General features: G+C 50.9%; 19 protein-coding genes. 4 read left to right on the forward strand and 15 right to left on the reverse strand.

The genetic code is table 11. The features are described 5' to 3' along the window. Nucleotides 1-54 precede the first annotated feature (54 nt). The 9 genes from murB to NX720_RS01630 all read right to left on the reverse strand — a co-directional run bounded on the left by murB (nt 55) and on the right by NX720_RS01630 (nt 9029). Nucleotides 55-1071, reverse strand: a complete 1017-nt coding sequence (gene murB / locus NX720_RS01590) for a UDP-N-acetylmuramate dehydrogenase (RefSeq protein WP_262598953.1) — start codon at nt 1069-1071, stop codon at nt 55-57. Nucleotides 1072-1243: 172 nt separating this feature from the next. Then, nucleotides 1244-2032: a 3-deoxy-manno-octulosonate cytidylyltransferase gene (gene kdsB / locus NX720_RS01595; RefSeq protein WP_262598954.1), complete on the reverse strand. Its 789-nt coding sequence runs from the start codon at nt 2030-2032 to the stop codon at nt 1244-1246. A 31-nt stretch (nt 2033-2063) separates the two neighbouring features. Next, nucleotides 2064-2276: a Trm112 family protein gene (locus tag NX720_RS01600; RefSeq protein ID WP_262598955.1), complete on the reverse strand. Its 213-nt coding sequence runs from the start codon at nt 2274-2276 to the stop codon at nt 2064-2066. Nucleotides 2277-2322: 46 nt separating this feature from the next. Continuing rightward, nucleotides 2323-3390 carry a tetraacyldisaccharide 4'-kinase gene (gene lpxK, locus NX720_RS01605; RefSeq protein WP_262598956.1) on the reverse strand — a complete coding sequence of 356 codons (1068 nt, stop codon included), beginning with the start codon at nt 3388-3390 and terminating at the stop codon, nt 2323-2325. 11 nt (nt 3391-3401) lie between these two features. Beyond that, nucleotides 3402-3830 carry an ExbD/TolR family protein gene (locus NX720_RS01610; RefSeq protein ID WP_262598957.1) on the reverse strand — a complete coding sequence of 143 codons (429 nt, stop codon included), beginning with the start codon at nt 3828-3830 and terminating at the stop codon, nt 3402-3404. Next, entirely contained in the window at nt 3830-4462 is a 633-nt protein-coding gene (locus tag NX720_RS01615; RefSeq protein ID WP_262598959.1) for a MotA/TolQ/ExbB proton channel family protein, read from the reverse strand. The genes NX720_RS01610 and NX720_RS01615 overlap by 1 nt, the downstream gene beginning before the upstream one ends. Before the next feature lie 118 nt (nt 4463-4580). Next, nucleotides 4581-5459 carry a hypothetical protein gene (locus tag NX720_RS01620; protein WP_262598960.1) on the reverse strand — a complete coding sequence of 293 codons (879 nt, stop codon included), beginning with the start codon at nt 5457-5459 and terminating at the stop codon, nt 4581-4583. A gap of 157 nt (nt 5460-5616) precedes the next feature. Then, nucleotides 5617-6621 carry a hypothetical protein gene (locus NX720_RS01625; RefSeq protein ID WP_262598961.1) on the reverse strand — a complete coding sequence of 335 codons (1005 nt, stop codon included), beginning with the start codon at nt 6619-6621 and terminating at the stop codon, nt 5617-5619. A gap of 71 nt (nt 6622-6692) precedes the next feature. Further along, a complete protein-coding gene (locus NX720_RS01630; protein ID WP_262598962.1) occupies nt 6693-9029 on the reverse strand; it encodes a DNA internalization-related competence protein ComEC/Rec2 in 2337 nt (778 codons plus the stop codon). A gap of 232 nt (nt 9030-9261) precedes the next feature. Between NX720_RS01630 and NX720_RS01635 the strand changes: the two genes are divergently transcribed. The 3 genes from NX720_RS01635 (at nt 9262) to NX720_RS01645 (ending at nt 10994) form a co-directional block, all read left to right on the forward strand. Beyond that, nucleotides 9262-9852: a DUF2062 domain-containing protein gene (locus tag NX720_RS01635; RefSeq protein ID WP_262598963.1), complete on the forward strand. Its 591-nt coding sequence runs from the start codon at nt 9262-9264 to the stop codon at nt 9850-9852. Between the two features lie 19 nt (nt 9853-9871). Beyond that, a complete protein-coding gene (locus NX720_RS01640; RefSeq protein WP_262598964.1) occupies nt 9872-10162 on the forward strand; it encodes a hypothetical protein in 291 nt (96 codons plus the stop codon). A 217-nt stretch (nt 10163-10379) separates the two neighbouring features. Then, on the forward strand, nt 10380-10994 hold the full coding sequence (locus tag NX720_RS01645; RefSeq protein ID WP_262598965.1) for a putative adhesin: 615 nt from the start codon (nt 10380-10382) through the stop codon (nt 10992-10994). A gap of 66 nt (nt 10995-11060) precedes the next feature. Here the strand turns inward: NX720_RS01645 and NX720_RS01650 are convergent, their stop codons facing one another. The 6 genes from NX720_RS01650 to NX720_RS01675 all read right to left on the reverse strand — a co-directional run bounded on the left by NX720_RS01650 (nt 11061) and on the right by NX720_RS01675 (nt 23072). Continuing rightward, entirely contained in the window at nt 11061-11783 is a 723-nt protein-coding gene (locus NX720_RS01650; protein ID WP_262598966.1) for an ABC transporter ATP-binding protein, read from the reverse strand. Next, nucleotides 11776-13020 carry a lipoprotein-releasing ABC transporter permease subunit gene (locus tag NX720_RS01655; protein ID WP_262598967.1) on the reverse strand — a complete coding sequence of 415 codons (1245 nt, stop codon included), beginning with the start codon at nt 13018-13020 and terminating at the stop codon, nt 11776-11778. The genes NX720_RS01650 and NX720_RS01655 overlap by 8 nt, the downstream gene beginning before the upstream one ends. Before the next feature lie 236 nt (nt 13021-13256). Continuing rightward, nucleotides 13257-14243: a hypothetical protein gene (locus NX720_RS01660; RefSeq protein WP_262598968.1), complete on the reverse strand. Its 987-nt coding sequence runs from the start codon at nt 14241-14243 to the stop codon at nt 13257-13259. 216 nt (nt 14244-14459) lie between these two features. Next, complete coding sequence (locus NX720_RS01665) at nt 14460-15428, reverse strand: hypothetical protein (RefSeq protein WP_262598969.1); 969 nt, start codon at nt 15426-15428, stop codon at nt 14460-14462. Nucleotides 15429-15550: 122 nt separating this feature from the next. Then, nucleotides 15551-18451, reverse strand: a complete 2901-nt coding sequence (locus NX720_RS01670) for an ankyrin repeat domain-containing protein (protein ID WP_262598970.1) — start codon at nt 18449-18451, stop codon at nt 15551-15553. A gap of 28 nt (nt 18452-18479) precedes the next feature. Further along, the gene (locus tag NX720_RS01675; RefSeq protein ID WP_262598971.1) at nt 18480-23072 is read right to left on the reverse strand and encodes an ankyrin repeat domain-containing protein; all 4593 of its coding nucleotides are present in this window, start codon (nt 23070-23072) and stop codon (nt 18480-18482) included. A 355-nt stretch (nt 23073-23427) separates the two neighbouring features. Here NX720_RS01675 and NX720_RS01680 point away from each other — a divergent pair, with 355 nt between their 5' ends. Continuing rightward, on the forward strand, nt 23428-24651 hold the full coding sequence (locus NX720_RS01680; RefSeq protein WP_262598972.1) for an IS110 family RNA-guided transposase: 1224 nt from the start codon (nt 23428-23430) through the stop codon (nt 24649-24651). Nucleotides 24652-24853 lie beyond the last annotated feature (202 nt).

Raw genomic sequence — 24853 nt, forward strand, 5'->3', positions numbered from 1 at the left:
AGGCGTTGACTATTTATATGACTATTTAAAAGGGTAGACTTTCAGCGCTGACCGTTAATAAACTCTGGGCTCCATTTCCAGCGCCACACCAAACACCACCTTCACCTTTTGCTGAATCACCTCGGCCAGGTGAAGCAACTCCTCAGGTTCCGCATCACCATGATTGACCAGTACCAGCGCCTGGTGCTGCCAGGTTCCAACACGTCCTTCACGATAACCCCGTAAACCCGCCTTATCGATCAACCAGCCAGCCGCCAGTTTCCATTGCTCACCAAAAGGGAAGGCAACCAGATCTGGAAACTCCGCTCGCAGACGTGCAACAATATCTGCACTCACAATTGGGTTTTTAAAGAAACTACCGGCATTACCAAGAACGTTCGGATCAGGGAGTTTCTGCATACGCACATCAGCAACCGCTTCACTGATCTCCATACCTGTTGGCGAACGGCGACCACAGCGCTGAGCCAGCTCCTGCTGTAATTGCCCATAACCCAGCTTTGGCTGCAAACGGGCCGACAAACGAAAGTTCACAGATGTGATAATAAACCGGTCGCGCAGAGCCTGCTTAAACACAGAGTCCCTATAGCCAAACCGGCACTCTTCCAGAGAAAAATGACGAAGTTCACCCGAGTGAATATCAACCGCTTCGAGGCTTGCAAAAAAGTCTTTCAGCTCAACACCGTAAGCCCCAATATTCTGAATGGGGGCAGCACCAACATGGCCGGGAATCAGTGACAGGTTTTCCAGCCCATAAGCTTGTTCAGTCAGGGTCCAGCGCACCAGCTCATGCCAGTTTTCGCCAGCGCCTGCCCGTATCAGGACAGCGTCATCAGAGCGCTCCAGCACAGAGCGTTCCCGCAGGTTAACAGCAATCACCAGCGCTTCAATATGACCACTTAAAACCAGGTTGCTACCACCACCAAGAGGAACGCAATCCAGCTTCTGTTCCCGGGCAAAAGCCAGCGCTTCCTGCAATTGTTCAATCGAGGTAATTTCTACAAAATAGCGGGCTAACACCTGAAAGCCGAAAGTGTTTCGACTTTTCAGGGAGTAATTTTCAACAATATTCATCAAGACATCATTTTTTCTTTAGCTTTTAGCTTTTGGCTTTTAGCTATTGGCTTTTGGCTTCTGGCCTTTGGCTTTTAGCTGTTCATGCAATCACCAACCAATAGCCAATAGCCAATAGCCAACAGCCAATAGCCAATAGCCAATAGCCAATAGCCAATAGCCAACAGCGGCTTTACGCCACAGCTTCCCGCTCTGCGACAATACGACGAACCACTTCCAGATCCTGCTCAGTATCGACACCATGGGGTGGTGTCACCAGAGCATCGGCCACATGAATCCGCTGACCATTCCACAACAGTCTCAGCTGCTCAAGGGATTCTAACTGCTCAATAGGGCTTTGCGGCCACTGAACATACTGGTTTAGCAGGTTCACGCGGTAAGCGTAAATGCCAATATGGCGACGAAAGCAGTCAACATCCGGCAGTGAGGCAGAATTTGCTTCGAAGCTGTTGCGAGCCCATGGCATTGGCGCACGACTGAAGTACAGGGCATTACCGTCTTTATCAGACACGACTTTGACCACTGCCGGGTTGAACAAATCGTCACGCTGGCGGATTGGCTCTGACAGAGTCGCAGCACCTGCATGAAGATTGTCCATCAGGTTCTCTGCCACCTGATCGATAACGGAAGGCGGAATCAGCGGTTCATCCCCCTGCACATTAACAATCACTTCGTCGTCGGACATGCCATACAAACGCGCCACTTCCTGTAAGCGATCCGTTCCTGAAGGGTGATCAGGCAACGTCATGCACACTTCAGCGCCGAAGCCTTTCGCCGCCTTGAAAATACGCTCATCGTCGGTCGCAATAATAACCCTCTGAGCGCAGCTCTCACTGGCTCGTTCATACACATGCTGAACCATTGGCTTGCCACCAATATCAGCCAGAGGCTTACCCGGCAAACGGCTGGAGCCAAAACGGGCGGGAATGACCACTGTAAAAGGGCGGGCTGTATCAGTCATGGAACCTATCTTTCTTTCAACTTCGGACAAATCAGCGCACTGATTCACTATTACCTTTACTTTCATCAAGGCGCTCATCGCTGGTCAGGGTACGCGCTTCACCTTCCAGCATGACAGGAATGCCGTCCCGGATTGGGAACGCCATACCACAGGGTCGGCAAATCAGTTCAGCCGTTTCTTTCGAATACTTTAATTCACCCTTGCACTGTGGGCAGGCAAGAATCTCAAACAACTTTTTATCCATGACATTTATCCATAACGCTTATCCATGATGCTTATGCATAATTTTGTTACCCGTGGCTCTGATTTGACACACAGTCCGGCCCTTTGGTTTCAACCAGCTGAATGATTTTATTCAGTACCGCTTCCGGAATATGTGCCTGCACCGGTAAATACCAGGCATTTGATCCGGCAAAGCTCCGACATTTTACAGCATCTTTGGCCGTCATCAGAACCGGCAGATTATCATGAAACACAATATCGTCCGGGGCAAACGGGTGATGATCCGGGAAAGCATGAGGAATCACACTGAACCCGAGGGATTCCAGGGTATGGAAAAAACGCTCAGGGTTTCCGATTCCCGCCACCGCATGAACTGTTCCCGCTTCAGGTGGAGTACAATCCGAACAGCCAACCGGCACAAGGTCACCAGCTTCCATATAGATACAGTCAAAATCTACCGGCAGATCACTGGTCGGGCGACCGTTAACCAGCACCTGATCCACAGTTTGCAGCCGCTCAGGCGGTTCCCGCAAAGGCCCGGCTGGCAGACACAAACCATTACCCAGCATGCGCTGCCCATCAATCACCACTATTTCGACATGACGCTGCAAACGGTAATGTTGCAGGCCATCATCGGTAATGATCAGGTCACAGCCACAGTTTTCAATCAGTGCTTTGGCAGCAGAAACACGATCCGGGTCGACCACCACCGGTATTCGCAGCTGTTGTGCCAGCATAACAGGCTCATCTCCGGCAATCGCTGGATTGGTGTCCGATGTCACCTGTAATGGCAGATTCTGAGCACCCGCTCTAAAACCGCGACTGGCAATGCCCGGACGATAGCCTTTTGCCTGCAGCGACCGGACCAGTGCCGCCACTACCGGCGTTTTACCCGTCCCACCCACCGAGAGATTACCCACTACCACTACGGGAACCGGCGGCTGCCAGCGGTCAGAGCGGATAATTTTCCAGTAGCGTCGGTGCGCCAGCGACTTGAACAGAACCGTTAAAGGCAATAGCAGCAGGCTCCAGCGCCCGGAGCCATACCAGCAGTTCAACACCGAGTCAGAGAAACGGTCACGCCAGGATTTAGCAGACGTTTTCGAGGAAACAGTAGACATCTTGTTACTCGACATCAGGGAGCTTGTTACTCCCTGTCAGAATCAGCCGGTTTGCGAGTGGTCATGCTCAGGTTGGCAAAGCCCAGCTGACCGGCGGCGTCCATGGCAGTCACCACAGACTGGTAGGGGGTTTTGGCATCGGCCGTGATCACCAGTGGCAGGCTACTGTCACCGTCACTTACTTTACCCAGGGCCGTTTTAAGGGTTTCCAGACGACTGTTCACCAGACTGTTACCGTTTACGGCAAAATCACCTTCTTTACTAATCACAATTTCGACCTGCTTCTGAACCTGTTCCTGCACTTCGCCACTGGCTTCCGGCAAATCAATCGCTAGTCGGGTTTCCTGAGTAAAGGTGGTCGACACCATAAAAAAAATCAACAGCAGGAACACCACGTCAATCAGCGGGGTCAGATTGACCGACACCTCTTCCTGGGTCTGACGACGAAATTTCATCAATTACCCTCGCTGCGGTCTTTCAGCTTACGCTCACCCTGCAGCACTTCAACCAGTTTGGTAGCCTCCTGCTCCATGGCCACCACCAGCTCATCAACACGGCGCACAAAGTAACGATGAAAAATAACCGATGGAATAGCAACACTCAAGCCCGCAGCAGTGGTGATCAGTGCCTTGGAGATACCGCCAGCCAGTACACCCGCATTGCCTGTACCCTCCAGCATAATGACCGTAAAGACATCAATCATGCCGATCACTGTACCCAGCAACCCCAGCAAGGGAGCAATGGCGGCAATAGTGCCCAGTGTGTTGAGATAACGTTCCAGCTCGTGAATCACCCGCCCGGCCTGCTCATCAATGCTCTCTTTCATAATGTCCCGGCCATAGCGGGCATTGGTAATTCCGGCGGCCAGAATCTCTCCCAGCGGTGAACTTTCTCGCAGAGTGGCAACCTTCTTGCTGTCCAGATCGTTACTCTTGATCCACTTCCATACCTGGGACAGAGTGTTACGGGGTGCAATGCGGGAAGGCCTGAGCGTCCACAGGCGCTCAAACACAATAGCCATGGCGATAATGGAGCAAAGTATGATGGGCAGCATTAACCAACCGCCGGATTTCACCAGTTCGAACACTGTTTATTCCCTTTATCTGTGATCTGAGAACTTTAACACAGCACAAGGTCCGGGGTTAACTACCACAATATTCACTTTCCCGATATTGACACTCTGTATATCCTGAAGGACCGGGTACTTATTGCGCACCGGAGCCGGATATTCCCGGCTGTATGGCTTCACCTATTGCCCCGGGTAGCAAATTTTCCAGCTCGCCAAATTGAGCAGAAAGCGGGGCTCGCTGTTGAAGAACTTCTGCAGGCAACCCATTTCGACCAACCACCCCCACAACATTTAAAACAAGCGTCTCCTCCCCTCTCTGGCTGACCTGAACATTGAGACTCCAATCGAATCTTCGGTTACTCGAAATCAAATCTAAATCTAAATCTAAATCTATAGAGCCGTTAGTATCGGTAGATTCTCCTGACAAATAGATAAAGTGTCGTAAATGAGCATGGTTTGCAGTATTAAAAAAATAATGCAATAAACGATTGTCTGAAGTGGACGTTGAATCAAGAAAACCATCCCAGGGAGCTGACCCAGCCAAATGAAAAGTTGTCTCTGCCCGGATACGTGAGCCTGATAATGCCTGCATACTCAATTCTGCCTTGCCATCGTCATGAATGGTTACAACAAAAGAACGACCCCCTAACTTACGATGGGTAAGAATCAGGGCTTGCAATAAACTTTCAATAGAGATCTCTCTGATACTGTCAGGAAACGTGGGTGCAAAACAATAAGTCAAAATCCTGTTAAGCAGCGACGGCCTGGTCGATGTCGAAGCCTGATCTGAAGTGTCAGGCTCCAGGTTATATCGAACGAACTGCCCATTGGCTGGAGACACTGCCTGAACGTCATAACTGGCCCCCCGAGAATACGGCTCCTGCCGCTTAGTAATCTCCAGTAATGACATGCCGTTCAGCTGAATAATAAATTTCTGAAAATTGACGGCACGAGCCGAAGGAAAACAGAAAATAGCCATTGAAAATAAAATAATATGGGCAATGCGTTTTTTCACTGGTTATTCCTTTTGCATGAACAGGCGATTACCGCAAACAATGTAGGAGATAATGTCAGGAATGCAAAAATTACATCAGCGGTCGCTGCCAATAATGACTGCGCCGCTGTCGCCAGAGTCGCACATAGACCGAAAGGCTGACTAGCCTGAGTATCAACTAGCGTGATGGGGCTGTAACAGGCAGTGGGACGTCACCTATTGCTTCGAGTATCAAATTCGCTGCCTCATACAATTCAACATAAAGCGGATCTAGCGGACCAAGAATTTCTCTACCTAACCCACTTCGATTAACTACCCCCACAACATTTAAAACAAGCGCATCCTCGCCACTCTGACGAATCTGGACATCGAGATTCGAGTCGAATCGCTGGTTGCTCGAATTCAAATCTATAGAGAAAGGATTATCGCTATGTCCTTCTGCAAGAGCATTAAAGTAAGATTGTTGATAGATTCTTATAACATTAGAACTAGCAGGGGCAGTACCATTGTTATGCTCGTTTGCCAAATCGATAAAGCGAGATAGTTGAGAATGGTTAATATAATTAAACAAATAGTGCAATAAACGATTGTCTGAAGTAGACGTTGAATCAAGGAAGTTATCCCAGGGAGCTGGCCCAACAGAATCTAAAGTTACCTGCGCCTCGATATGAGAGAAAGGTTCTACAGTGAGCCACACCGGCTCTAGCAAGCCCTCCGCCATTATCTTTACCTGCGCGATTGATGATACCTCCACCTCCATATTCAATTCTGCATTGCCATCGTCATGGATAGTTATATCAAAAGAACGCCCCCCTAACTGATGATGGGTATAAATCAGGGCTGGTAATAAATCGCCGATATAGCTCCTATTGGTGCAACCAAGAGCCATGCTTTCCTCCAAAAAAGCTGTATCCGGGTCAGGCACCGACTGAGGGCTCGTTGTCAAAGCCTGCTCTGAAGTGTCAGGCGCCAGATTATATCGAACAAACCGCCTGTTAGCCGGAGACACTCCCTGAACATTATAGCTCGCACCCTGAGAAGACGACTTTTGACGCTTAGTAATTTCCAGTAAGGGCATGCCGTTCAGCTGAATAATGAATTGCTGATAATTGACCGCAAGGACTGGAGAAGCACAGAAAATAACCATTAAAAATAAAACAATATGGGTATTACATGTTTTCACTGATTATTCCTTTTGCATAAACAGACGATTACCGCAAACAAAGTAGGAGACGATGCCAGGGATGTAAAAAATCACATCAGCGGTCGCTGCCAGTAATGACTGTGCCGCTGTCGCCAGGATCGTAGATCGACCGGTAAGCCCAGGGTAAATTCAAGCGTCCCGCCTGTAGCCGTGTTGAAAACATCGGTTTCCAGAGCCTCCAGACGGTCAAGCACTTCAGCCGAAGGGTGACCAAACCGGTTCAAATATCCCGCCGAGATTAATGTCACTTCAGGCTGAACGGCATTCAGAAAAGCTGATGACCCTGAGTATCGACTGCCGTGGTGAGGCAGTAGCAGGTAGTCAGACTTCAGAACCTTTGAACCTTTCAGCAACGCTGTTTCAACCCGCCCACTAATATCACCGGTCAGCAACAATGACTGCCCGTTCGCCGTCACCTTCAGAACACATGAACGGTCGTTCGTCATGGACCACTGTCCATTGCCAGCAAGAAATTCAAAACGAACCTGATCCCACTCCCAGAACATGCCCGTCTCACAGGGATGTACATAACCGGAATAATCGGGTATGCCAGAACCCGCCCAGACACTGGCGACCCGAATGGATGATTTCAAACTATCAAGACCACCGGCATGATCCCGATCGCCGTGAGAAATCACCACCCGGTCCAGATTGCTGATCTTCTGCTGCCGGAGGTAAGGCAGCACAACACGTTCAGCCATGGAGTAACGAGGCAAGACCGCATCGCCGGTATCGTAAAGCAGACTGTGTGAATGGGTACGAATCAACACCGACAACCCCTGCCCCACATCCAGCACCGCTATTTTCGCCAACCCAAACTCTGGCGTTTTCTGTTTGGGCAATAGCCATGGCAAGAACAAAACCGGCACCAGTCGAAAAAAAGTGAATGCTCCGGGTGCCAGCAAAATAAAAACGGCCAGCGAGGCAAATGTGACACCAGCCATTCCTGCATCGTGACGTTCAACCACCAGACTTTTAAACAGCGGCTGATCCAGCCAGCCAAGACCCAGCAAAAAATACGACATCAGTCGATCAAGCAGTACCAGCAGCCATTGAAACAAAGTAAGGGAGAACAAACTCAACAACAGGGCAAAAAGCGCCGCCGGCACCATCAAACCGGCAACAAAAGGAATAGCGATAAGATTGATCACAGGCGACAGCAGACTCACACCCTGACCATTAAACAACAACAGCGGAAACAGCAACAGAAATACAAGCCACTGAGAATGCCCCCAGCGCTGCCAGTATTCATTCATTCCCAGACGTCCGACAAACCCATAAAGCAAAACAGCGACAGCAGCAAAAGAGTACCATAAGCCAGCACTGGTAATAGCCAGCGGATCAATCGTTAACACCAGAGCCAGTGCCAAAAGGTAGAGCGTTGAAGGCTTCGCCCGGATACCGAACAACGGACCCGACAGAGCCAGCCCGGTCATCACCAGTGCTCGCTGTACCGGAACAGTAAATCCGGCAAGAACGGCGTATGAGAGCGCCATCAACAAAGCCATCACAGCAGCAATAACGGGCAAAGGTACCCGATTGACCGGCAACAGTCCCAGACGCCCCAGCATCAGGGTCAACCAGAACCCAAGCCCTGCCATAAGTCCGATATGCAACCCTGAAATCACCATCAGGTGCGTGGTGCCGGTCTGATTTAGCTGCTGCCACTGCGTAGGCAAAACACCGGACTTGTCGCCAGTCATCAGCGCAATCAACAGGCCGGACGAATCGCTCTGTAACAGTGATTTAACGGTTATGGCAATACGCTGCCGTAACTGATCACGCCAGTCCACCAGAGAGAAACCTCCCTCCCCCAGCCATATCCCTGAAACCACATAACCGGTCGCCTGTATCCCCTCTCTGGCTGCCCATGCCTGCATATCGAACACACCGGGACTGCTGTTTCCCAGCGGAGGTTTTAACTTAACCGTCAGCAACCACTGATCACCGGGTTGCAACTCTGGCCCTCCGTACCAGCTCAGACGAAGCTGTTTAAAGGGCGCTTCCTGACCCGGCAAGAGGGAAACATTAAAGCGCTGAAAATCCCCCAGGTCTGATGGCAACCCCTGAACCTTTGCCTTCATTGTCAACACCTGCCCATACAATCCCTTTTCCACCCACAGATTTTGAGTACTGACGGCATGATAGAAACCGACAGTAAGCCCCAGCAGATAAAACACCGCTGGAATTCTCAGGCGAGAGCAACCTGCACAGAGCGGTATCAATGGCAACAGCAAAACGCCGATAACCTTCAGGCAGAGAGGCAGTGACGGCCCCAGACACAAAGTCGCAAGAACAATGGCAGCGATATACGTAAAAACACAACTGCCCAGACGGATAGAGTGTTTGTTATTTTCAGGGCATAATAGGCGGGTTTTGTTTGTCACAATTGTTGAGTGCCGCTACGCGCAACCTGTGTATGCAAAGCCATTGCAAGACAGCATAGTCGTTAACTGGCCAGTCAATCAGTCTATTGATTGAGACCTGCAGTATCGCTCGTCCCAAGGAACCTGAACAGGCTTCAATTTGAATGATGTACTTTAGCGAGAAACATCTACACTGTGTTGGAATATCTTAACAATGCAGAAGACTGCCTGATCATAAACCCATGCGCCCACGATGAAAAAATTCGCCTTTTTTCAAGACCGTGGGCGACCCGCAAGAGAGACCGTTAGGGACATGGCGAAAAAACTGATACAGCGCTATCTTCCAGACCCGAAAAGCATTATAGAAAACCGCTATCTGGCTTTTCTGGGTAAAGCCCTGCACAACCCGAACCTCTGGCACCTGAATCGTCGCTCGGCCGCCAGTGCTTTTTTCGTTGGCGTCTTTGTTGCGTTTATCCCGATTCCGTTTCAGATGGTTGTGGCCGCTACCCTGGCAGTGGTCTGTCGCTGCAACCTGCCACTGTCTGTTGCCCTGGTCTGGATTACCAATCCACTGACCATGCCAGCCATTTTCTATTTTACCTATAACGTTGGTTGTTATATCCTCAACATTCCTGTCAGCGAGACCTCCTTTGAGCTGACGATTCACGGGGTTGGAGTTGAACTGGTTAGGGTGTGGAAACCGTTATTTCTGGGTTCCATAGTGACCGGAGTGATAGCTGGCGCACTGTGCTACTTTCTGATCCGCCTGTACTGGCGCTGGAATGTTATTCATAACTGGCAACAACGCCGAAACCGCAAACGTCCACCCCGATCCGATTAACAGCAATTCGATTACAGTCATGCAAAGAAGCTTCCAAAAGCGCAAGCCCAAACTGGAAGGCCGCGGCGTTCTTGAAAAAATTATCACCGATGGTCCACACAGCGACTGGCTGGGCATGCCAGACTACTTCATTCACACCCTGACCGTTGCAGGGGAAGAATACAAATACCTGGCAGCTGAAAAAACACTGGGTGTTAGCGAAGGCGACACCGTCGTATTCCGTTACAAGGAACAAGGCAAGGAAAAGCGCATCGACAAGCGCTCTCTGGGAATTTACATCGACCCGGCCCAGTATATGCGGGACTCCTGAAACAGCCTACCCTGTGCGTGCGATGATATCTGCATCGCTGCACAGCCTTGCCGCCAATAACATGAACCACTACTCGTGAATCACAATGACCCCAAAATCGTCTGGTTAAATATTCTTAACCAATGTCCGCATCTGTTTCTACACTTTTCAGACGGTCTTCAGACATTCAGAGATTTTTTGCAAAGTGAGCTCTTCAAGTTCTCCCTCACCCTTCAAAATGCACAAAACAGTACTGGATGGAAAATTCATCCTGTTTACCTGCAACAGGCATAGCAGTAATGTTCAGAACCTGCTTCTTTTAGCACACTCGGCCGTACCCCACTCCTGGAGTACGGCCGGTATTTTCAGGCGTATAGCCGGAACTCACAGCTTTACAGTTCCCAGCTGGACAAGTCTTTATTTTTACACGCCGCACGGCTATACCATCATCGTTCCTAAATACGATGACAGTGGAGTTTACAAGCTTGATGGCTTCATGCTGGGTGAATTCCCTCCTCTGGAAGCCATACTGCCCGGAGAAACTGTGCTTGACTATATTCTGGGATACCAGTTCCCATTTCCCAGCGACGAGCATATGCATCGGTATCTCAACACCTCCAGGTTTAATCCGAATTGCTCGTATCTCGATCAACATCCGTTTCGAATTTATGACATTATCACCCCGGCACCCAATGCGCCGGTATATTCATGCCTGAAAGAATTGCTTGATACACTTTATGTGATGGGTCATGTCTATCCGAGAATTCATTGCATATTTTGCCGTTATGAGTCAGGGTCGGAGCTTAGAAATTATCTACCAGGCTACCACAACCCTCCCTTCAGCCAGTCGTAGAACACCGCTTCCTGCGATCTCAAACATGATCACTTTTTAAGGAGCAGGAAACAGTGCCTTACATTGCTAACTCAACACCAGGCTACCATCTTCAAGCAGACAGGTTTTATCCATCTGCTCAGCAAAGGCCATATCATGGGTCACCACAATAAAGCTCGTGGTCAGCTCTCTGGATAAATCAGTCATCAACTCGTGAATCCTGGACGCGGTATTGGGATCCAGGTTGCCAGTTGGCTCATCCATAAACACCAGATCCGGTTGTGTCACCAACGCCCGGGCAATAGCCACACGCTGTCGTTCACCACCCGACAATTCAGCGGGCTTATGCTTCACCCTGTGTGACATTCCCACCAGCTCCAGCATCTGCTTTGACTGCTGTCGAACCGCCTTCAACGACATACCCTTGCGTAATAAAAGTGGCATGGAAACATTTTCCAGTGCGGTAAATTCCGGCAACAGGTGATGAAACTGATAGACAAAACCCAGGTGCTGGTTACGCAGGCGATTCTGCTCCCGGTCTTTCATGTGTGCCAGAGCATGTCCACAGACCAGCACTTCACCGGAGCTGGGCTGATCCAGCCCTGCCAGTAATTGCAGCAGCGTGGTTTTACCGGAACCGGAGGCCCCGACAATGGCAATACGTTCAGACGGAGAAACATGAAGGTTAACGTCTTTCAGAATCTTCAGTTCCTGGGGCCCTTCATCAAAACTCTTTGCCAGTGCCGTACATTTTAATACGTCGTTTCTCTGTTCTTTCATAGCTGATTCTGTCATAGCCTGCTCAGTCATAACGTAGCGCCTCCGCTGGTTGAGTTTTGGAAGCACGCCAGGCCGGGTACAGAGTCGCCAGAAAACTCATCAACAGACCCGCCACACTGATCACAGCGACATCCTGCCATTGAAGTTCAGAAGGGAGATAAGAAATAAAATAGACATCCGGACTCAGGAAACGAATACTCAGCACCTGCTCAATGGTTGACACAATACCGGCCACATTCAAAGCCGCAATCACACCCAGTACCACACCCAGCACCGTACCAATGATACCGATCAGGGAACCCTGCACCATAAAGATACCCATAATGGTTCTCGGGCTGGCACCCAGCGTCCGCAGGATAGCGATATCAGACTGCTTATCCGTCACCACCATGACCAGGGTAGAGACAATATTAAACGCAGCCACGGCAACAATGAGGGTCAGCAACAAACCCACCATGGTTTTTTCCATTTGAATCGCCTGGAACAAACGTCCCTGGGTACGGGTCCAGTCCTGCACAAAGTAACGTCCGGGCAGTGTCATCGCCAGATCCCAGGCAATCGCCGGAGCCCGGAACAGATCGTGCATTTTCAGACGGATACCTTCCACGCCTTCCGGCACCCGCAGAAAACGGGCAGCGTCCTGAATATGGATATAAGAAAGACTGCCGTCCAGGTCAGCCCCAACAGAGAACAACCCGACCACGGTAAAGCGTCGCATTCTTGGAAACACTCCGGCCAGATTCACATTGGCTTCCGGCAGAACCATGGTCACTTTATCGCCCAGGGTCACACCAAGATACTGGGCAGACAGTTCACCCAGAACAATCCCAAACTCCCCCGGTTTCAGGTCATCCAGCGATCCCTGAACCATGTGGTTATTGATGATGGACACCTGCTTCTCATACTCAGGGTCAATACCATACACCATGGTTCCACGCACAGAACTGCCATTCGCCAGCATACCCTGACCATCAATAAACGGGGCAGCGGCTTCCACGCCGTTGAATTCAACAGCCCGTTCCAGCATCTCCTGCCACTCCGACATCCCCCCACTCACCGCAGTAATAGAGGCGTGAGGAACCATGCCCAGAATTCGGGTGCGCAGCTCCCGGTCAAAGCCGTTCATCACCGACATAACGATAATCAGCACACAGACACCGAGCGTCAGCCCGATCATCGACATCAACGAAATAAAGGAAATAAAATGATTCCGCCGCTTGGCTCGCGTATACCGCAAACCAATGAAAAAGGGTAAGGGTCTGAACATTCAATCCGGGTCCAGTGACGGCCAGTCTTTTCACAAACAAAAGCCAGCCAAATTAATTGTAAGGAAGTTCGCCATTATAACCTGAAAATGGCCAGCGGCGAGGCTGCAACCCATGAAAAAAGTAAAGCCCTGCCAGCCAGATCTTTACAAAAGGCAGGGGCGGTATGCCCACCTATCGGCCAGAGTCCGGGCTCCTGACCTTGGTTTTATTCTTTAAGCGCCAACACGCAGGAGTTCTAATTCGCCGCAACTCCTGAACCACTACTTCCACCTCCCCAACCACCTCCCCAACCACTTCCCCAACCACCTCCCCAACCACCTCCCCAACCACCTGCCCAATCATCGTTATTTTGGCAGTTTTCAGGCGGAGAGCCCCAGAAATCATCATCTTCTCTCTCCTCTGTTGTTGACACGGCTTCTGGTTTAACTACTTTCAGAAGTTCTACAAAATGAAGTTCACCAGGTACTACTTTTCCAGAAGCAGAAAGCTGGTTAGTTAATGAATGGCATATAACTGGTGGAACTTTGTCTCCTAATGGCCGGGGCAGGAAAGGCTGTGGAAATCCATGAGTTATATCAGGCTCAATGAGAGCAATCAGAACGAGATGAAGCAGCCTATGGAGGTTGGCCGGATTAAAATAGAAAGGAGCAACAGGCAGCCCATTAGTGCATACGCCTCTTTTCAAACACCATCCAGATGAGGAAAGACTGTTTTTTTTACAAGAGTAACGAATGCCCTGAGGGGTAGCATTGATCATTGGGTCAACTGAAACCCCGTCAATAGAGCACAGTCTGCCCTGATGACCATGTTGTACATTCAGCTGTTGTGTTGGAGGGCACTTATATTTAAATAGTTTGTCGCTATAAAACCATTTACAGGAAGCGCCCAATTGCTCCCTGAAACTATTAATTATGAGCGACTGGTATGTAGCGTGATCAGCGTCATAGTTATCTAAAGATGGCACGCTCCCCCCTCGCTGAGGGCGCCATAAAACAGGGCCTGAAAACTCCAACGTTCCATCTTGTTGCCCGATAGGCATGAGAGCGATAATAATGGGTACGCCTGATGCTCGAAGCATAATAACTGAAGCCGTTCGATATCGGTCATTAATGGCAACCCCCCCCACAATCTTCACACTCTTTCTATCTTCGCTTGCCTTGGTAATTAAATAATTTCGACAATAGCCTGACGACACCTTAATGCACAGAAGAGTAATCAGCACCACTATAAAAGCCTTTCTCATAAAAACTATTTTCCAGAGTTTAGAGTCATCGTATCTGTTTGTGCCATACCAAAATGGCTCTAACCAGAGAACTTAAGGATTACCCAGAACACCTTAGCCTTGACTTTGATGCTTTGCGTCAGCGAGCCTTCTCCAATATGAAAAAGTAAAGTCTGCCAGCCAGGTCTTTACAAAATGCAGGGGCACCATGCTCGCCTACTGGCCAGAATCTAACCTTCGTTTTATTCTCATACAGGCACCAAGGGTCATTGCTATGGCAAACACAGGAATAACTATGAAGACCACTATCAACTTTACTACCCTTACCGTTGTGGAATCTTTGTTGCAATAAAGTTTGTCGCCACTGCCATAACAGCCGTTTTCACACTCTTTGAATTTGCAGGCTCCTGCCTCACAGTAACTTTTCTCAAGCGTAAATGTGCATGTCGCACCCGAAGCGCACCGAATTAATTCCCGGCAACGAGAGTTATTCCGGATGGCGTGATAGGTCACTGAACAAATGTTCTCATCGTCACAAAAATCGTCGCAGGGTGAATGGTCAGGACACTCCAAAGTATGATTCCCAAGGTGTTTGTAAACAGTAACTGACCTCTTTTGTCTTATTCGCTTCCTGTCATCGTACCGTTCACATTGACTGCTGCCTCCCGGGCTGCTTTCTCCTGAAAAAATACACATTAATTCCATCCCCAAAAATACAGGACTACCCGAAACCAATCCTGCGGGGGGCGCTAAAATCCGATACCCCAGTTGCGGCTCAATGGTAAGACGGACGGCGACAGAATGAAAAACGACAGTGTTATCATGCCTGAATTCCGGATACCAGGCCGTTGCGCTCAAGCGGTCTGCGGGAATGTTTTCTACGGTGTCGGAGAAACGAACAACATCAGGTGCCCTAATGTTCCCTTTTTCAATGACCAGTCTGTCAGCGGTGTGGGTGATGGCCTGAACAAACTGGACATCAGTAAGCTGAAGAACACGATCCCGGCACTGTTTACTGGTAATAAAGTTTTGGTTATCTTCTTCCCGGTAAGCCATGCAGGGCGAATAGCTGGCGTAAATATTACTGAGAGTGACCAGTTTTTCTTCCGGGTGTGGAGCCAAACTGGCAAGACCGTGATTAAAAGACCAGAAAACAGTAATGACAACAGCCAGAATAGTTCTCATGGTAGCCTGCGGCAGTAGCCATAACAGAAAAAGTCAATCTGGACTACAATTTCCAGCCCCGCCACAACCGTTTTTATCCCACTTAATCCACTTCAGGCAGTCTTCCCGTTCAAAGCGATGATTTACCTAGGAGCCTGACCGAGAATAGACTGCCCTACTGCGGCGGCAGTAAATTGGTCTGACTGTTGACTATTCGCCCCGGCAGCGGTCAGAAGTTCCACGCACCTGGTATGACCGCTCTGGGTAGCGGCGTAGAGGGGAGTCTTGCCATACCCTTTAGCATTGACATCCGCCCCGGCATTGATCAGGGCTTGCAAGCACTCGGGTTGACCCCCAATAGCAGCTAAGAACAGGGGAGTAAAGCCACCCATCATCCGTGCATCGACAGTCGCATTTCCCTTGATCAGGACTTCCACACACGGGGAATTGCCGTCCAGGACAGCGAAGTGCAGAGGTGTGGCACCATCCGTCGCCCAGGCAGCATCAACATCCGCCCCGGCCTTGATCAGAAGTTCCACGCACCCGATACGACGGACTTGGGCAGCGAGGTGCAGAGGAGTGGCACCATTCGTCGTCAGGGCAGCCTTAACATCCGCCCCGGCCTTGATCAGAAGTTCCACGCACTCGGTATGACCGCCTCGGGCAGCGATGTGCAGAGGAGTGGCACCATCCGCCGTCCGGGCAGCATCAACAGCTGCCCCGGCCTTGATCAGAAGTTCCATGCACTCGATATGTCCGCCTAGGGCAGCGAGGTGCAGAGAAGTGACACCATCCGTCGTCCGGGCAGCATCAACATCCGCCCCGGCCTTGATCAGAAGCTCCACGCACCCGGTATGACCGTTCTGGGCAGCGATGTGCAGAGGGGTGGCACCATCTGCCCTCAGGGCAGCACCAACAACCGCCCCGGCATCGATCAGGGTTTGCAAAAACCCTGCATGACCCTTCAGGGCAGCAACGTGCAACAAACTGATGCCGGAACCCGAAACGGCTGAACGAAACTGTTCATTGACAATACTACTGTCTATTTCCAGCAGACGCTGCAGTGTTTCCAAATCCCCGTTACGAGCAACATTCAGAGGCAAGGATTCACAGAATTCAGAGTCTTCATAAAGCTTGCTGCCGTTCACTCGCACCAGCGGCAAAGCTCTTTGCCGACAATAAGCACACGAACGTGATGCAAGAGCCGTAGCCGGAGCCTGCTCCCTAAGCCATCCGGCAATGCACTCCAGATGATATTGGTGATTACAGTTCGTCTTGACGACCGAAATAGTGCCTAAGTCACTCCTGCAGATGGAGCACTTGTCACCCTGTAACTTCTCATTTCCTTCTGCAGCGGTTGAGCGCCCCCCCGCTACTGAAATACCAGCTTCTGGCTTCTCCTCTTCGCAAGGTCCGTGACAAGACGGGCAGTCGATGGTCTTGCTGTATGTATGTTTATCGTTGTCGGGTGGCTCTTCCCCTTCATCGCCTTTTTTCCAGCCACTCTCACTCTTATTATCCCGAGACGCTTTGTTTTTGAGGGCGTTTGAATTTGAGCCTTCTTGACTGCCTGCTGCCTCAGATGAACTGGCTTTGCTTTTTTTCTGATTCTGGCCTCCGCCTTCCTGATGGGGTACCTGCCTCTCATCGTACTGGCTTGAAAGATCAGCTGACAACATCGCCCGGAACTGACGCGCCAGCGTTTCAAGACCAGAAACCAGAAACTCAGTTTGTTTTGTTGACACGTTAATGTCGTCTGTTTCCAGCTGCAACTGTTGTTCCAGCCGTCTTCTCAATGCCTGGTAAACCAAACCCGCGTCCGTAAGTCGCCACCGGTCGTAGAACAGGGCTTCTTCATGTGTCAGCTCACCGGGAACAATGAGAATGCTCTGATAGTCAGTGTTTACGTGGTGTTGAGACAGCGACTGTTTCAGGGCGTCATCATCACGTTGCCACAGCTCCCGGTCATCAGTAGCCAGGGATGCCTTCAGGAATGACAAAATCCCCGGAGAACCCTGATCGTTTTCCGTTATTCCGGTTGCGGATGTATCCAAATCAGTCAGGTATTCAAGGTCAGCGGCAATCAGCATGATCCTGTTATCAAGAATCCGGGCCAGGTCACCATGACCCAGGGCTATGGCCTGTTGCATTTTTTTTCGGAGGATTTTTAACAGTTGTCGTTTATTTTCCAGATTCTTCCTGATCAGTTCTTCCGCTGAATCCTGCTCCGGGTACTCCTTGTCGCCATAGATAATGATCAGTGGCTCAGGCTCGGCATCGAAGGTGTAATGAGTGCTGTCATTATCGTCATCGTCACCATCACCGCCACTCCCGGAAGCCACCAGACTACCAGTGACGATACCTGCAATGTCCTTCAGAGCTTCGGTATCCAAAAGTGCGAGGTAGCTTTGCGTCTGGATGTTGAGCAATTTTTCGTACAAAGAAACCAGACTGACACTCCGGAGAATGTTGTCCCGGGTAATAACTACCCGCATAGAGGCATCACTGATAGAAACAACAGCGGCAGGATAAGGCGGTCTTTTAACAAGTCGCTGCCAGTTAGCAATCGCCTGATCCAGCTCTCCCTCAAGCCTGTTTCTTTTTCTGTCGTTTGCCTCTCTGGAAAAAGCACCGTCAGGAATCAGTCTGTTTTTTAACAGTGTTTTTAAAAAGGATGTCCGGGACGGTGATTCCGCCTGTAACGGGTTTTTGTGGCTTAATACGTTTCCGGGTCTGCCCGAAAAAACAACACCGGCGCTTCCGGCAGTTGAAAAAACGGTTGACAGGAAATAGAAAAGCAAACTGTCAGAGAAAGGAGAAAAAACTGCTCTGCTATCGTCAACAGGTTTAAAACATACCTGACCGCTGTCGGCTAAAAACGAATCAGCTAAAAACGCCTTTCCTGGAAAACCTGCCGTTAAATCACTGACTGGTTTACAGATAACACCGTCGGTGGCAGCAAAAAGCGCTGAACTGGCAAACAGGAAGATAATAAAAAGTCGTAAAAAGTCAGCACTCAGAGATGTCAGGTAATTATGCACCATTAAGCTCCTGCCTACCGTATTTAGCCAGTTATTGGTCTGACGGTTGGCTATTCTCCTCGGCAGCGGTCAGAAGTTTCGCGCAACCGGTCTGGCCGTTCCGGTTAGCGGTGCGCAGCGGAGTGTCACCATTCGTCGTCAGGGCAGCCTTAACATTCGCCCTGGCCTTGATCAGAAGCTCCACGCACCCGGTACGACCTTTCAGGGCAGCGAGGTGCAAAGGAGTGGTACCATCCGCCGTCCGGGCAGCATCAACAGCCGCCCCGGCCTTAATCAGAAGCTCCACGCACTCGATATGACCGCCTAGGACAGCGAGATGCAAAGGAGTGGCACCATCCGCCGTCCGGGTAGCATCAACAGCCGCCCTGGCCTTAATCAGAAGCTCCACGCACTCGGTATGACCGCCTTGGGCAGCGAGGTGCAGAGGAGTGTCACCAAACGTCGTCCGGGCAGCATCAACAGCCGCCCCAGCCTTGATCAGAAGTTTCATGCACTTGGTATGACCTTTGTGGGCAGCGAGGTGCAGAGGAGTGGCACCATCCGTCGTCCAGGCAGCATCAACAGCCGCCCTGGCCTTAATCAGAAGCTCCACGCACTCGATATGACCGCCTAGGACAGCGAGATACAAAGGAGTGGCACCATCCGCCGTCCGGGTAGCATCAACAGCCGTCCTGGCCTTGATCAGAAGCTCCACGCACTCGATATGACCGCCTTCGGCAGCGCGGTGCAGAGGAGTGGCACCATTCGTCGTCAGGGCAGCCTTAACATCCGCCCCAGCCTTGATCAGAAGTTCCACGCACTCGGTATGACCTTTCAGGGCAGCGAGGTGCAGAGGAGTGACACCATCCGTCGTCAGGGCAGCCTTAACATCCGCCCTGGCCTTGATCAGAAGCTCCACGCACTCGGTATGACCGCCTTGGGCAGCGAGGTGCAGAGGAGTGTCACCAAACGTCGTCCGGGCAGCATCAACAGCCGCCCCAGCCTTGATCAGAAGTTTCATGCACTTGGTATGACCTTTGTGGGCAGCGAGGTGCAGAGGAGTGGCACCATCCGTCGTCCAGGCAGCATCAACAGCCGCCCTGGCCTTAATCAGAAGCTCCACGCACTCGATATGACCGCCTAGGACAGCGAGATGCAAAGGAGTGGCACCATCCGCCGTCCGGGTAGCATCAACAGCCGTCCTGGCCTTGATCAGAAGCTCCACGCACTCGATATGACCGCCTTCGGCAGCGCGGTGCAGAGGAGTGGCACCATTCGTCGTCAGGGCAGCCTTAACATCCGCCCCAGCCTTGATCAGAAGTTCCACGCACTCGGTATGACCTTTCAGGGCAGCGAGGTGCAGAGGAGTGACACCATCCGTCGTCAGGGCAGCCTTAACATCCGCCCTGGCCTTAATCAGAAGCTCCACGCACTCGGTATGACCGCCTTGGGCAGCGAGGTGCAGAGGAGTGTCACCAAACGTCGTCCGGGCAGCATCAACAGCCGCCCCAGCCTTGATCAGAAGTTTCATGCACTTGGTATGACCTTTGTCGGCAGCGAGGTGCAGAGGAGTGGCACCATCAGTCGTCCAGGCAGCATCAACAGCCGCCCTGGCCTTGATCAGAAGTTCCACGCACTCGATATGACCGCCATGGGCAGCGAGGTGCAAAGGAGTGGCACCACTTGTCATCCGGGCAGCATCAACAGCCGCCCCGGCCTTGATCAGAAGCTCCACGCACTCGATATGACCGCCTTCGGCAGCGAGATGCAGAGGAGTGGTACCATCCGTCGTCAGGGTAGCATCAACAGCCGCCCCAGCCTTGATCAGAACTTTCACGCACTCGGTATGACCGCCTTGGGCAGCGATGTGCAGAGGAGTGGCGCCATTCGTCGTCTGGGCAGCATCAACATCCGCCCCAGCCTTGATCAGAAGTTCCACACACTCGGTATGATTGTTCTCGGCAGCGAAGTGCAAGGGAATGCGACCATCCGCCGTCAGGGTAGCCTTAACATCCGCCCTGGCCTTAATCAGAAGCTCCACGCACCCGTTATGACCTTTGTAGGCAGAGAGATGCAAAGGAGTGTCACCAAACGTCGTACGGGCAGCATCAACAGCCGCCCCGGCCTTGATCAGAAGTTCCATGCACCCGGTATAACCGTACTTGGCAGCGGAGTACAGAGGAGTGGTACCATCCGTCGTCCGGGCAGCATCAACAGCCGCCCCGGCCTTAATCAGAAGCTCCACGCCCCCGGTATGACCTTTGTCGGCAGCGATGTGCAGAGGAGTGGCACCATTCGTCGTCAGGGCAGCATCAACAGCCGCCCCAGCCTTGATCAGAACTTTCAGGCACTCGGTATGACCGCCTTGGGCAGCGAGGTGCAGAGGAGTGGCACCATTCGTCGTCAGGGCAGCATCAACAGCCGCCCCAGCCTTGATCAGAACTTTCAGGCACTCGGTATAACCTTTGTCGGCAGCGATGTGCAGGAGGGTGAGACCATCTGCCCTCAGGGCAGCATCAACAACTGCCCCGGCATCAATCAGGGGTTGCAAGCACTTCGTATGACCATTCAGGACAGCAGCGTGCAACAAACTGATGTCGGAATTCGAAACAGCTAAACGAAATTTTTTATTGGCAATACTACTGTTCTTATTCAGCAGACTCTGCAGCGTTTCCAAATCCCCCGCACGACAAGCTTGCAGAGGCAGGGATTCACAAAATTCAGAGTCTTCATCGAGCTTGCCACCGTTCACTCGCACTAGCGGCAAGGCTTTTTGTCGACAATAAGCACACGAACGTGATGCAAGAGCCGTAGCCGGAGCCTGCTCCCTAAGCCATCCGGCAATGCACTCCAGATGATATTGGTGATTACAGTTCGTCTTGACGACCGAAATAGTGCCTAAGTCATCCTTGCAGATGGAGCACTTGTCACCCTGTAACTTCTCATTTCCTTCTGCAGCGGTTGAGCGCCCCCCCGCTACTGAAATACCAGCTTCTGGCTTCTCTTTTTTGCAAGGTCCGTGGCAAGGTGAGCAGTCGATGGTCTTACTGTATGTATGTTTATCGTTGTCGGGTGGCTCTTCCCCCTCATCGCCTTTCTTCCAGCCACTCTCATTTTTATTGCCCCGGGGAACTTTGTTTCGGGGGACGTTTGAATTTGAGCCTTCTTGACTGCCTGCTGCCTCAGATGAACTGGCCTTGCGTTTTTTCTGATTCTGGCCTCCGCCTTCCTGATGGGGTACCTGCCTCTCATCGTACTGGCTTGAAAGATCAGCTGACAACATAGCCCGGAACTGACGCACCAGTGTTTCAAGACCAGAAACCAGAAACTCAGTTTGTTTTGTTGACACGTTAATGTCGTCTGTTTCCAGCTGCAACTGTTGTTCCAGCCGTCTTCTCAATGCCTGGTAAACCAAACCCGCGTCCGTAAGTCGCCACCGGTCGTAGAACAGGGCTTCTTCATGCGTCAGCTCACCGGGAACAATGAGAATGCTCTGATAGTCAGTGTTTACGTGGTGTTGAGACAGCGCCTGTTTCAGGGCGTCATCATCACGCTGCCACAGCTCCCGGTCATCAGTAGCCAGCGATGCCTTCAGGAATGACAAAATCCCCGGGGAACCCTGATCGTTTTCCGTTATTCCGGTTGCGGATGTATCCAAATCAGTCAGGTATTCAAGGTCAGCGGCAATCAGCATAATCCTGTTATCAAGAATCCGGGCCAGGTCACCATGACCCAGGGCTATGGCCTGTTGCATTTTTTTTCGGAGGATTTTTAACAGTTGTCGTTTATTTTCCAGATTCTTCCTGATCAGTTCTTCCGCTGAATCCTGCTCCGGGTACTCCTTGTCGCCATAGGCAATGATCAGTGGCTCAGGCTCGGCATCGAAGGTGTAATGAGTGCTGTCATTATCGTTATCGTCACCATCACCGCCACTCCCGGAAGCCAACAGACTACCTGTGACGATACCTGCAATGTCCTTCAGAGCTTCGGTATCCAAAAGTGCGAGGTAGCTTTGTGTCTGGATGTTGAGCAGTTTTTCGTACAAAGCAACCAGGCTGGCGCTCTGGAGAATGTTGTCCCGGGTAATAACTACCCGCATAGAGGCATCACTCACAGAAACAACAGCGGCAGGATAAGACGGTCTTTTAACAAGTCGCTGCCAGTTAGCAATCGCCTGATCCAGCTCTCCCTCAAGCCTGTTTCTTTTTCTGTCGTTTGCCTCTCTGGAAAAAGCACCGTCAGGAAGCAATCTGTTTTTTAACAGTGTTTTTAAAAAGGATGTCCGGGACGGTGATTCCGCCTGTAACGGGTTTTTGTGGCTTAATACGTTTCCGGGTCTGCCCGAAAAAACAACACCGGCGCTTCCGGCAGTTGAAAAAACGGTTGACAGGAAATAGAAAAGCAAACTGTCAGAGAAAGGAGAAAAAACTGCCCTGCTATCGTCAACAGGCTTAAAACATACCTGACCGCTGTCGGCTAAAAACGAATCAGCTAAAAACGCCTTTCCTGGAAAGCCTGCCGTTAAATCACTGACTGGTTTACAGATAACACCGTCGGTGGCAGCAAAAAGCGCTGAACTGGCAAACAGGAAGATAATAAAAAGTCGTAAAAAGTTAGCACTCATAGATGTCAAGTAATTATGCACCTTTAAGCTCCTGCCTACAGTTCGGAGTTATTGAAATTATGCACAAGACAACACTCAGCTAGTTCTCGTCCCAAACGTTCATGGCCGGTAACTGGCCACCCCGAAGCATGAAAATGTTGAAGTCTTCATCCAGACTTGGAGTGGGCGGCAAGGCCTGATCATGGTCGACAAATTTTTCAGAGGCTTTTGACCCTGAATCCAAACTGACCTGGACGGATCGCTCGTACCCCTAATCGTTTCCCGTCTTACGACGTTGAACGGATAGTAAAAAGACCTCTGCCGATCCTCGGCTTATGGCCCACGATCAATCCATCAGACCTTGCCATCTTCCATGATCCATAGGGAGATTAGTCTGATGCAGTCAATTTTGAAATGTTGTGCTGGCCTCGATGTTCACAAGATGATGGTCATGGCGACTGTTCAGACCGAAGACGAGAACGGCGAAATCAAAGAGATCACTCAATCGTTCAAGACGTATCGACGTGAACGCAGGAAGCTTCGCGATTTCCTGGTGAAACATCAGGTTGAGCTCGTAGTCATGGAAAGCACTGGCGTTTACTGGAAATGCGTTCACGAAACTCTGATTAAAGCAGGCCTCAAGGTCTGGGTTGTCAATGCCCGTCACGTCAAGAATGTGCCCGGTCGCAAGACCGATGTCCAGGACAGTCAGTGGCTGGCAACACTGGGTCGGTGTGGTTTGCTTCGCCCCAGCTTTGTACCGCCTCCTGATATCGAGCAGCTGAGGTTGCTGTTTCGCCGTCGTCAGAAACTGGTGGGGCAGCTTGCCGGTGAAAAGACCCGTCTGCATAAAGTTCTGGACGACGCCGGTATCCGTCTCGGTGGTGTAGTGAGTGACATACATGGCAAGTCCGCACAGGAAATGATTCAGGGGCTGATTGATGGCCTGCCTCCGCAAGAGCTGGTGAAGTTTGCCCGTGGCAAGCTGAAGAGCAAAACCAAAGAGTTATTCGACAGCATGGAAGGCTCCCTGTCTTCAGCACACCTGACAGTGCTTAAGAGCATCCGGAAACATATTCAGTACCTGGATGATGAGGTTGCTGAATTGGATGCAGGAATACGCAATATTGTACAAACTCAGTACCGGGAACCCTGGCAGCTATTGCAAACCCTTCCTGGAGTCGATGAGATCGCAGCAGCAGGGTTGATTGCTGAGATCGGTGATGACATGAGTGCCTTTGGCAGCCGGGAGTCTCTGGCATCCTGGGCAGGCCTCTGTCCGGGTAACAATGAAAGCGCCGGTAAGCGTAAGAGTGGTAAAACTCGTAAGGGCAACCAGTCCTTACGACGGCTGATGTGTGAGATAAGTCAGGCAGCTGTAAAGACCAAAAGTCAGTTTAAAGGCAAGCACCAGAGCCTGACCATTCGCCGAGGATATAAGCGCAGCATCATTGCCATCGGACATAAAATGTTGCGGGTGATCTACTGCATCCTCACTAAGCTTACGCCCTACAAGGATCCAGAGATTGATTACGAAGCACTGACGGTTCGCAGGAATGCACCGCGCTGGTTACAGATGCTCCAGAAATATAATTATCTGCCGGCTTTAACCAAAGAATAAAAACTCATCCGAGGCTGCGAGTGAGAACCTTGCCTGTCGATGAGGGTGGAGTGCTTTGCGAGTTCGGAGCTCTATTTTCATAGTAAATTATGCACAAGACAACACTCAGCTAGTTCTCGTCCCAAACGTTCATGGCCGGTAACTGGCCACCCCGAAGCATGAAAATGTTGAAGTCTTCATCCAGACTTGGAGTGGGCGGCAA

The organism is Endozoicomonas euniceicola, from assembly GCF_025562755.1.
In the GTDB taxonomy this organism is placed as follows: domain Bacteria; phylum Pseudomonadota; class Gammaproteobacteria; order Pseudomonadales; family Endozoicomonadaceae; genus Endozoicomonas_A; species Endozoicomonas_A euniceicola.

Coding starts and splice junctions, on each gene's coding strand:
- kdsB (WP_262598954.1), bottom strand. CDS start 2,032: ATGACTGATACAGCCCGCCCTTTTACAGTGGTCATTCCCGCCCGTTTT.
- NX720_RS01645 (WP_262598965.1), top strand. CDS start 10,380: ATGCACAAAACAGTACTGGATGGAAAATTCATCCTGTTTACCTGCAAC.
- NX720_RS01650 (WP_262598966.1), bottom strand. CDS start 11,783: ATGACTGAGCAGGCTATGACAGAATCAGCTATGAAAGAACAGAGAAAC.
- lpxK (WP_262598956.1), bottom strand. CDS start 3,390: ATGTCGAGTAACAAGATGTCTACTGTTTCCTCGAAAACGTCTGCTAAA.
- NX720_RS01640 (WP_262598964.1), top strand. CDS start 9,872: ATGCAAAGAAGCTTCCAAAAGCGCAAGCCCAAACTGGAAGGCCGCGGC.
- NX720_RS01600 (WP_262598955.1), bottom strand. CDS start 2,276: ATGGATAAAAAGTTGTTTGAGATTCTTGCCTGCCCACAGTGCAAGGGT.
- NX720_RS01655 (WP_262598967.1), bottom strand. CDS start 13,020: ATGTTCAGACCCTTACCCTTTTTCATTGGTTTGCGGTATACGCGAGCC.
- NX720_RS01635 (WP_262598963.1), top strand. CDS start 9,262: ATGAAAAAATTCGCCTTTTTTCAAGACCGTGGGCGACCCGCAAGAGAG.
- NX720_RS01665 (WP_262598969.1), bottom strand. CDS start 15,428: ATGAGAACTATTCTGGCTGTTGTCATTACTGTTTTCTGGTCTTTTAAT.
- murB (WP_262598953.1), bottom strand. CDS start 1,071: ATGAATATTGTTGAAAATTACTCCCTGAAAAGTCGAAACACTTTCGGC.
- NX720_RS01680 (WP_262598972.1), top strand. CDS start 23,428: ATGCAGTCAATTTTGAAATGTTGTGCTGGCCTCGATGTTCACAAGATG.
- NX720_RS01670 (WP_262598970.1), bottom strand. CDS start 18,451: ATGGTGCATAATTACCTGACATCTCTGAGTGCTGACTTTTTACGACTT.
- NX720_RS01610 (WP_262598957.1), bottom strand. CDS start 3,830: ATGAAATTTCGTCGTCAGACCCAGGAAGAGGTGTCGGTCAATCTGACC.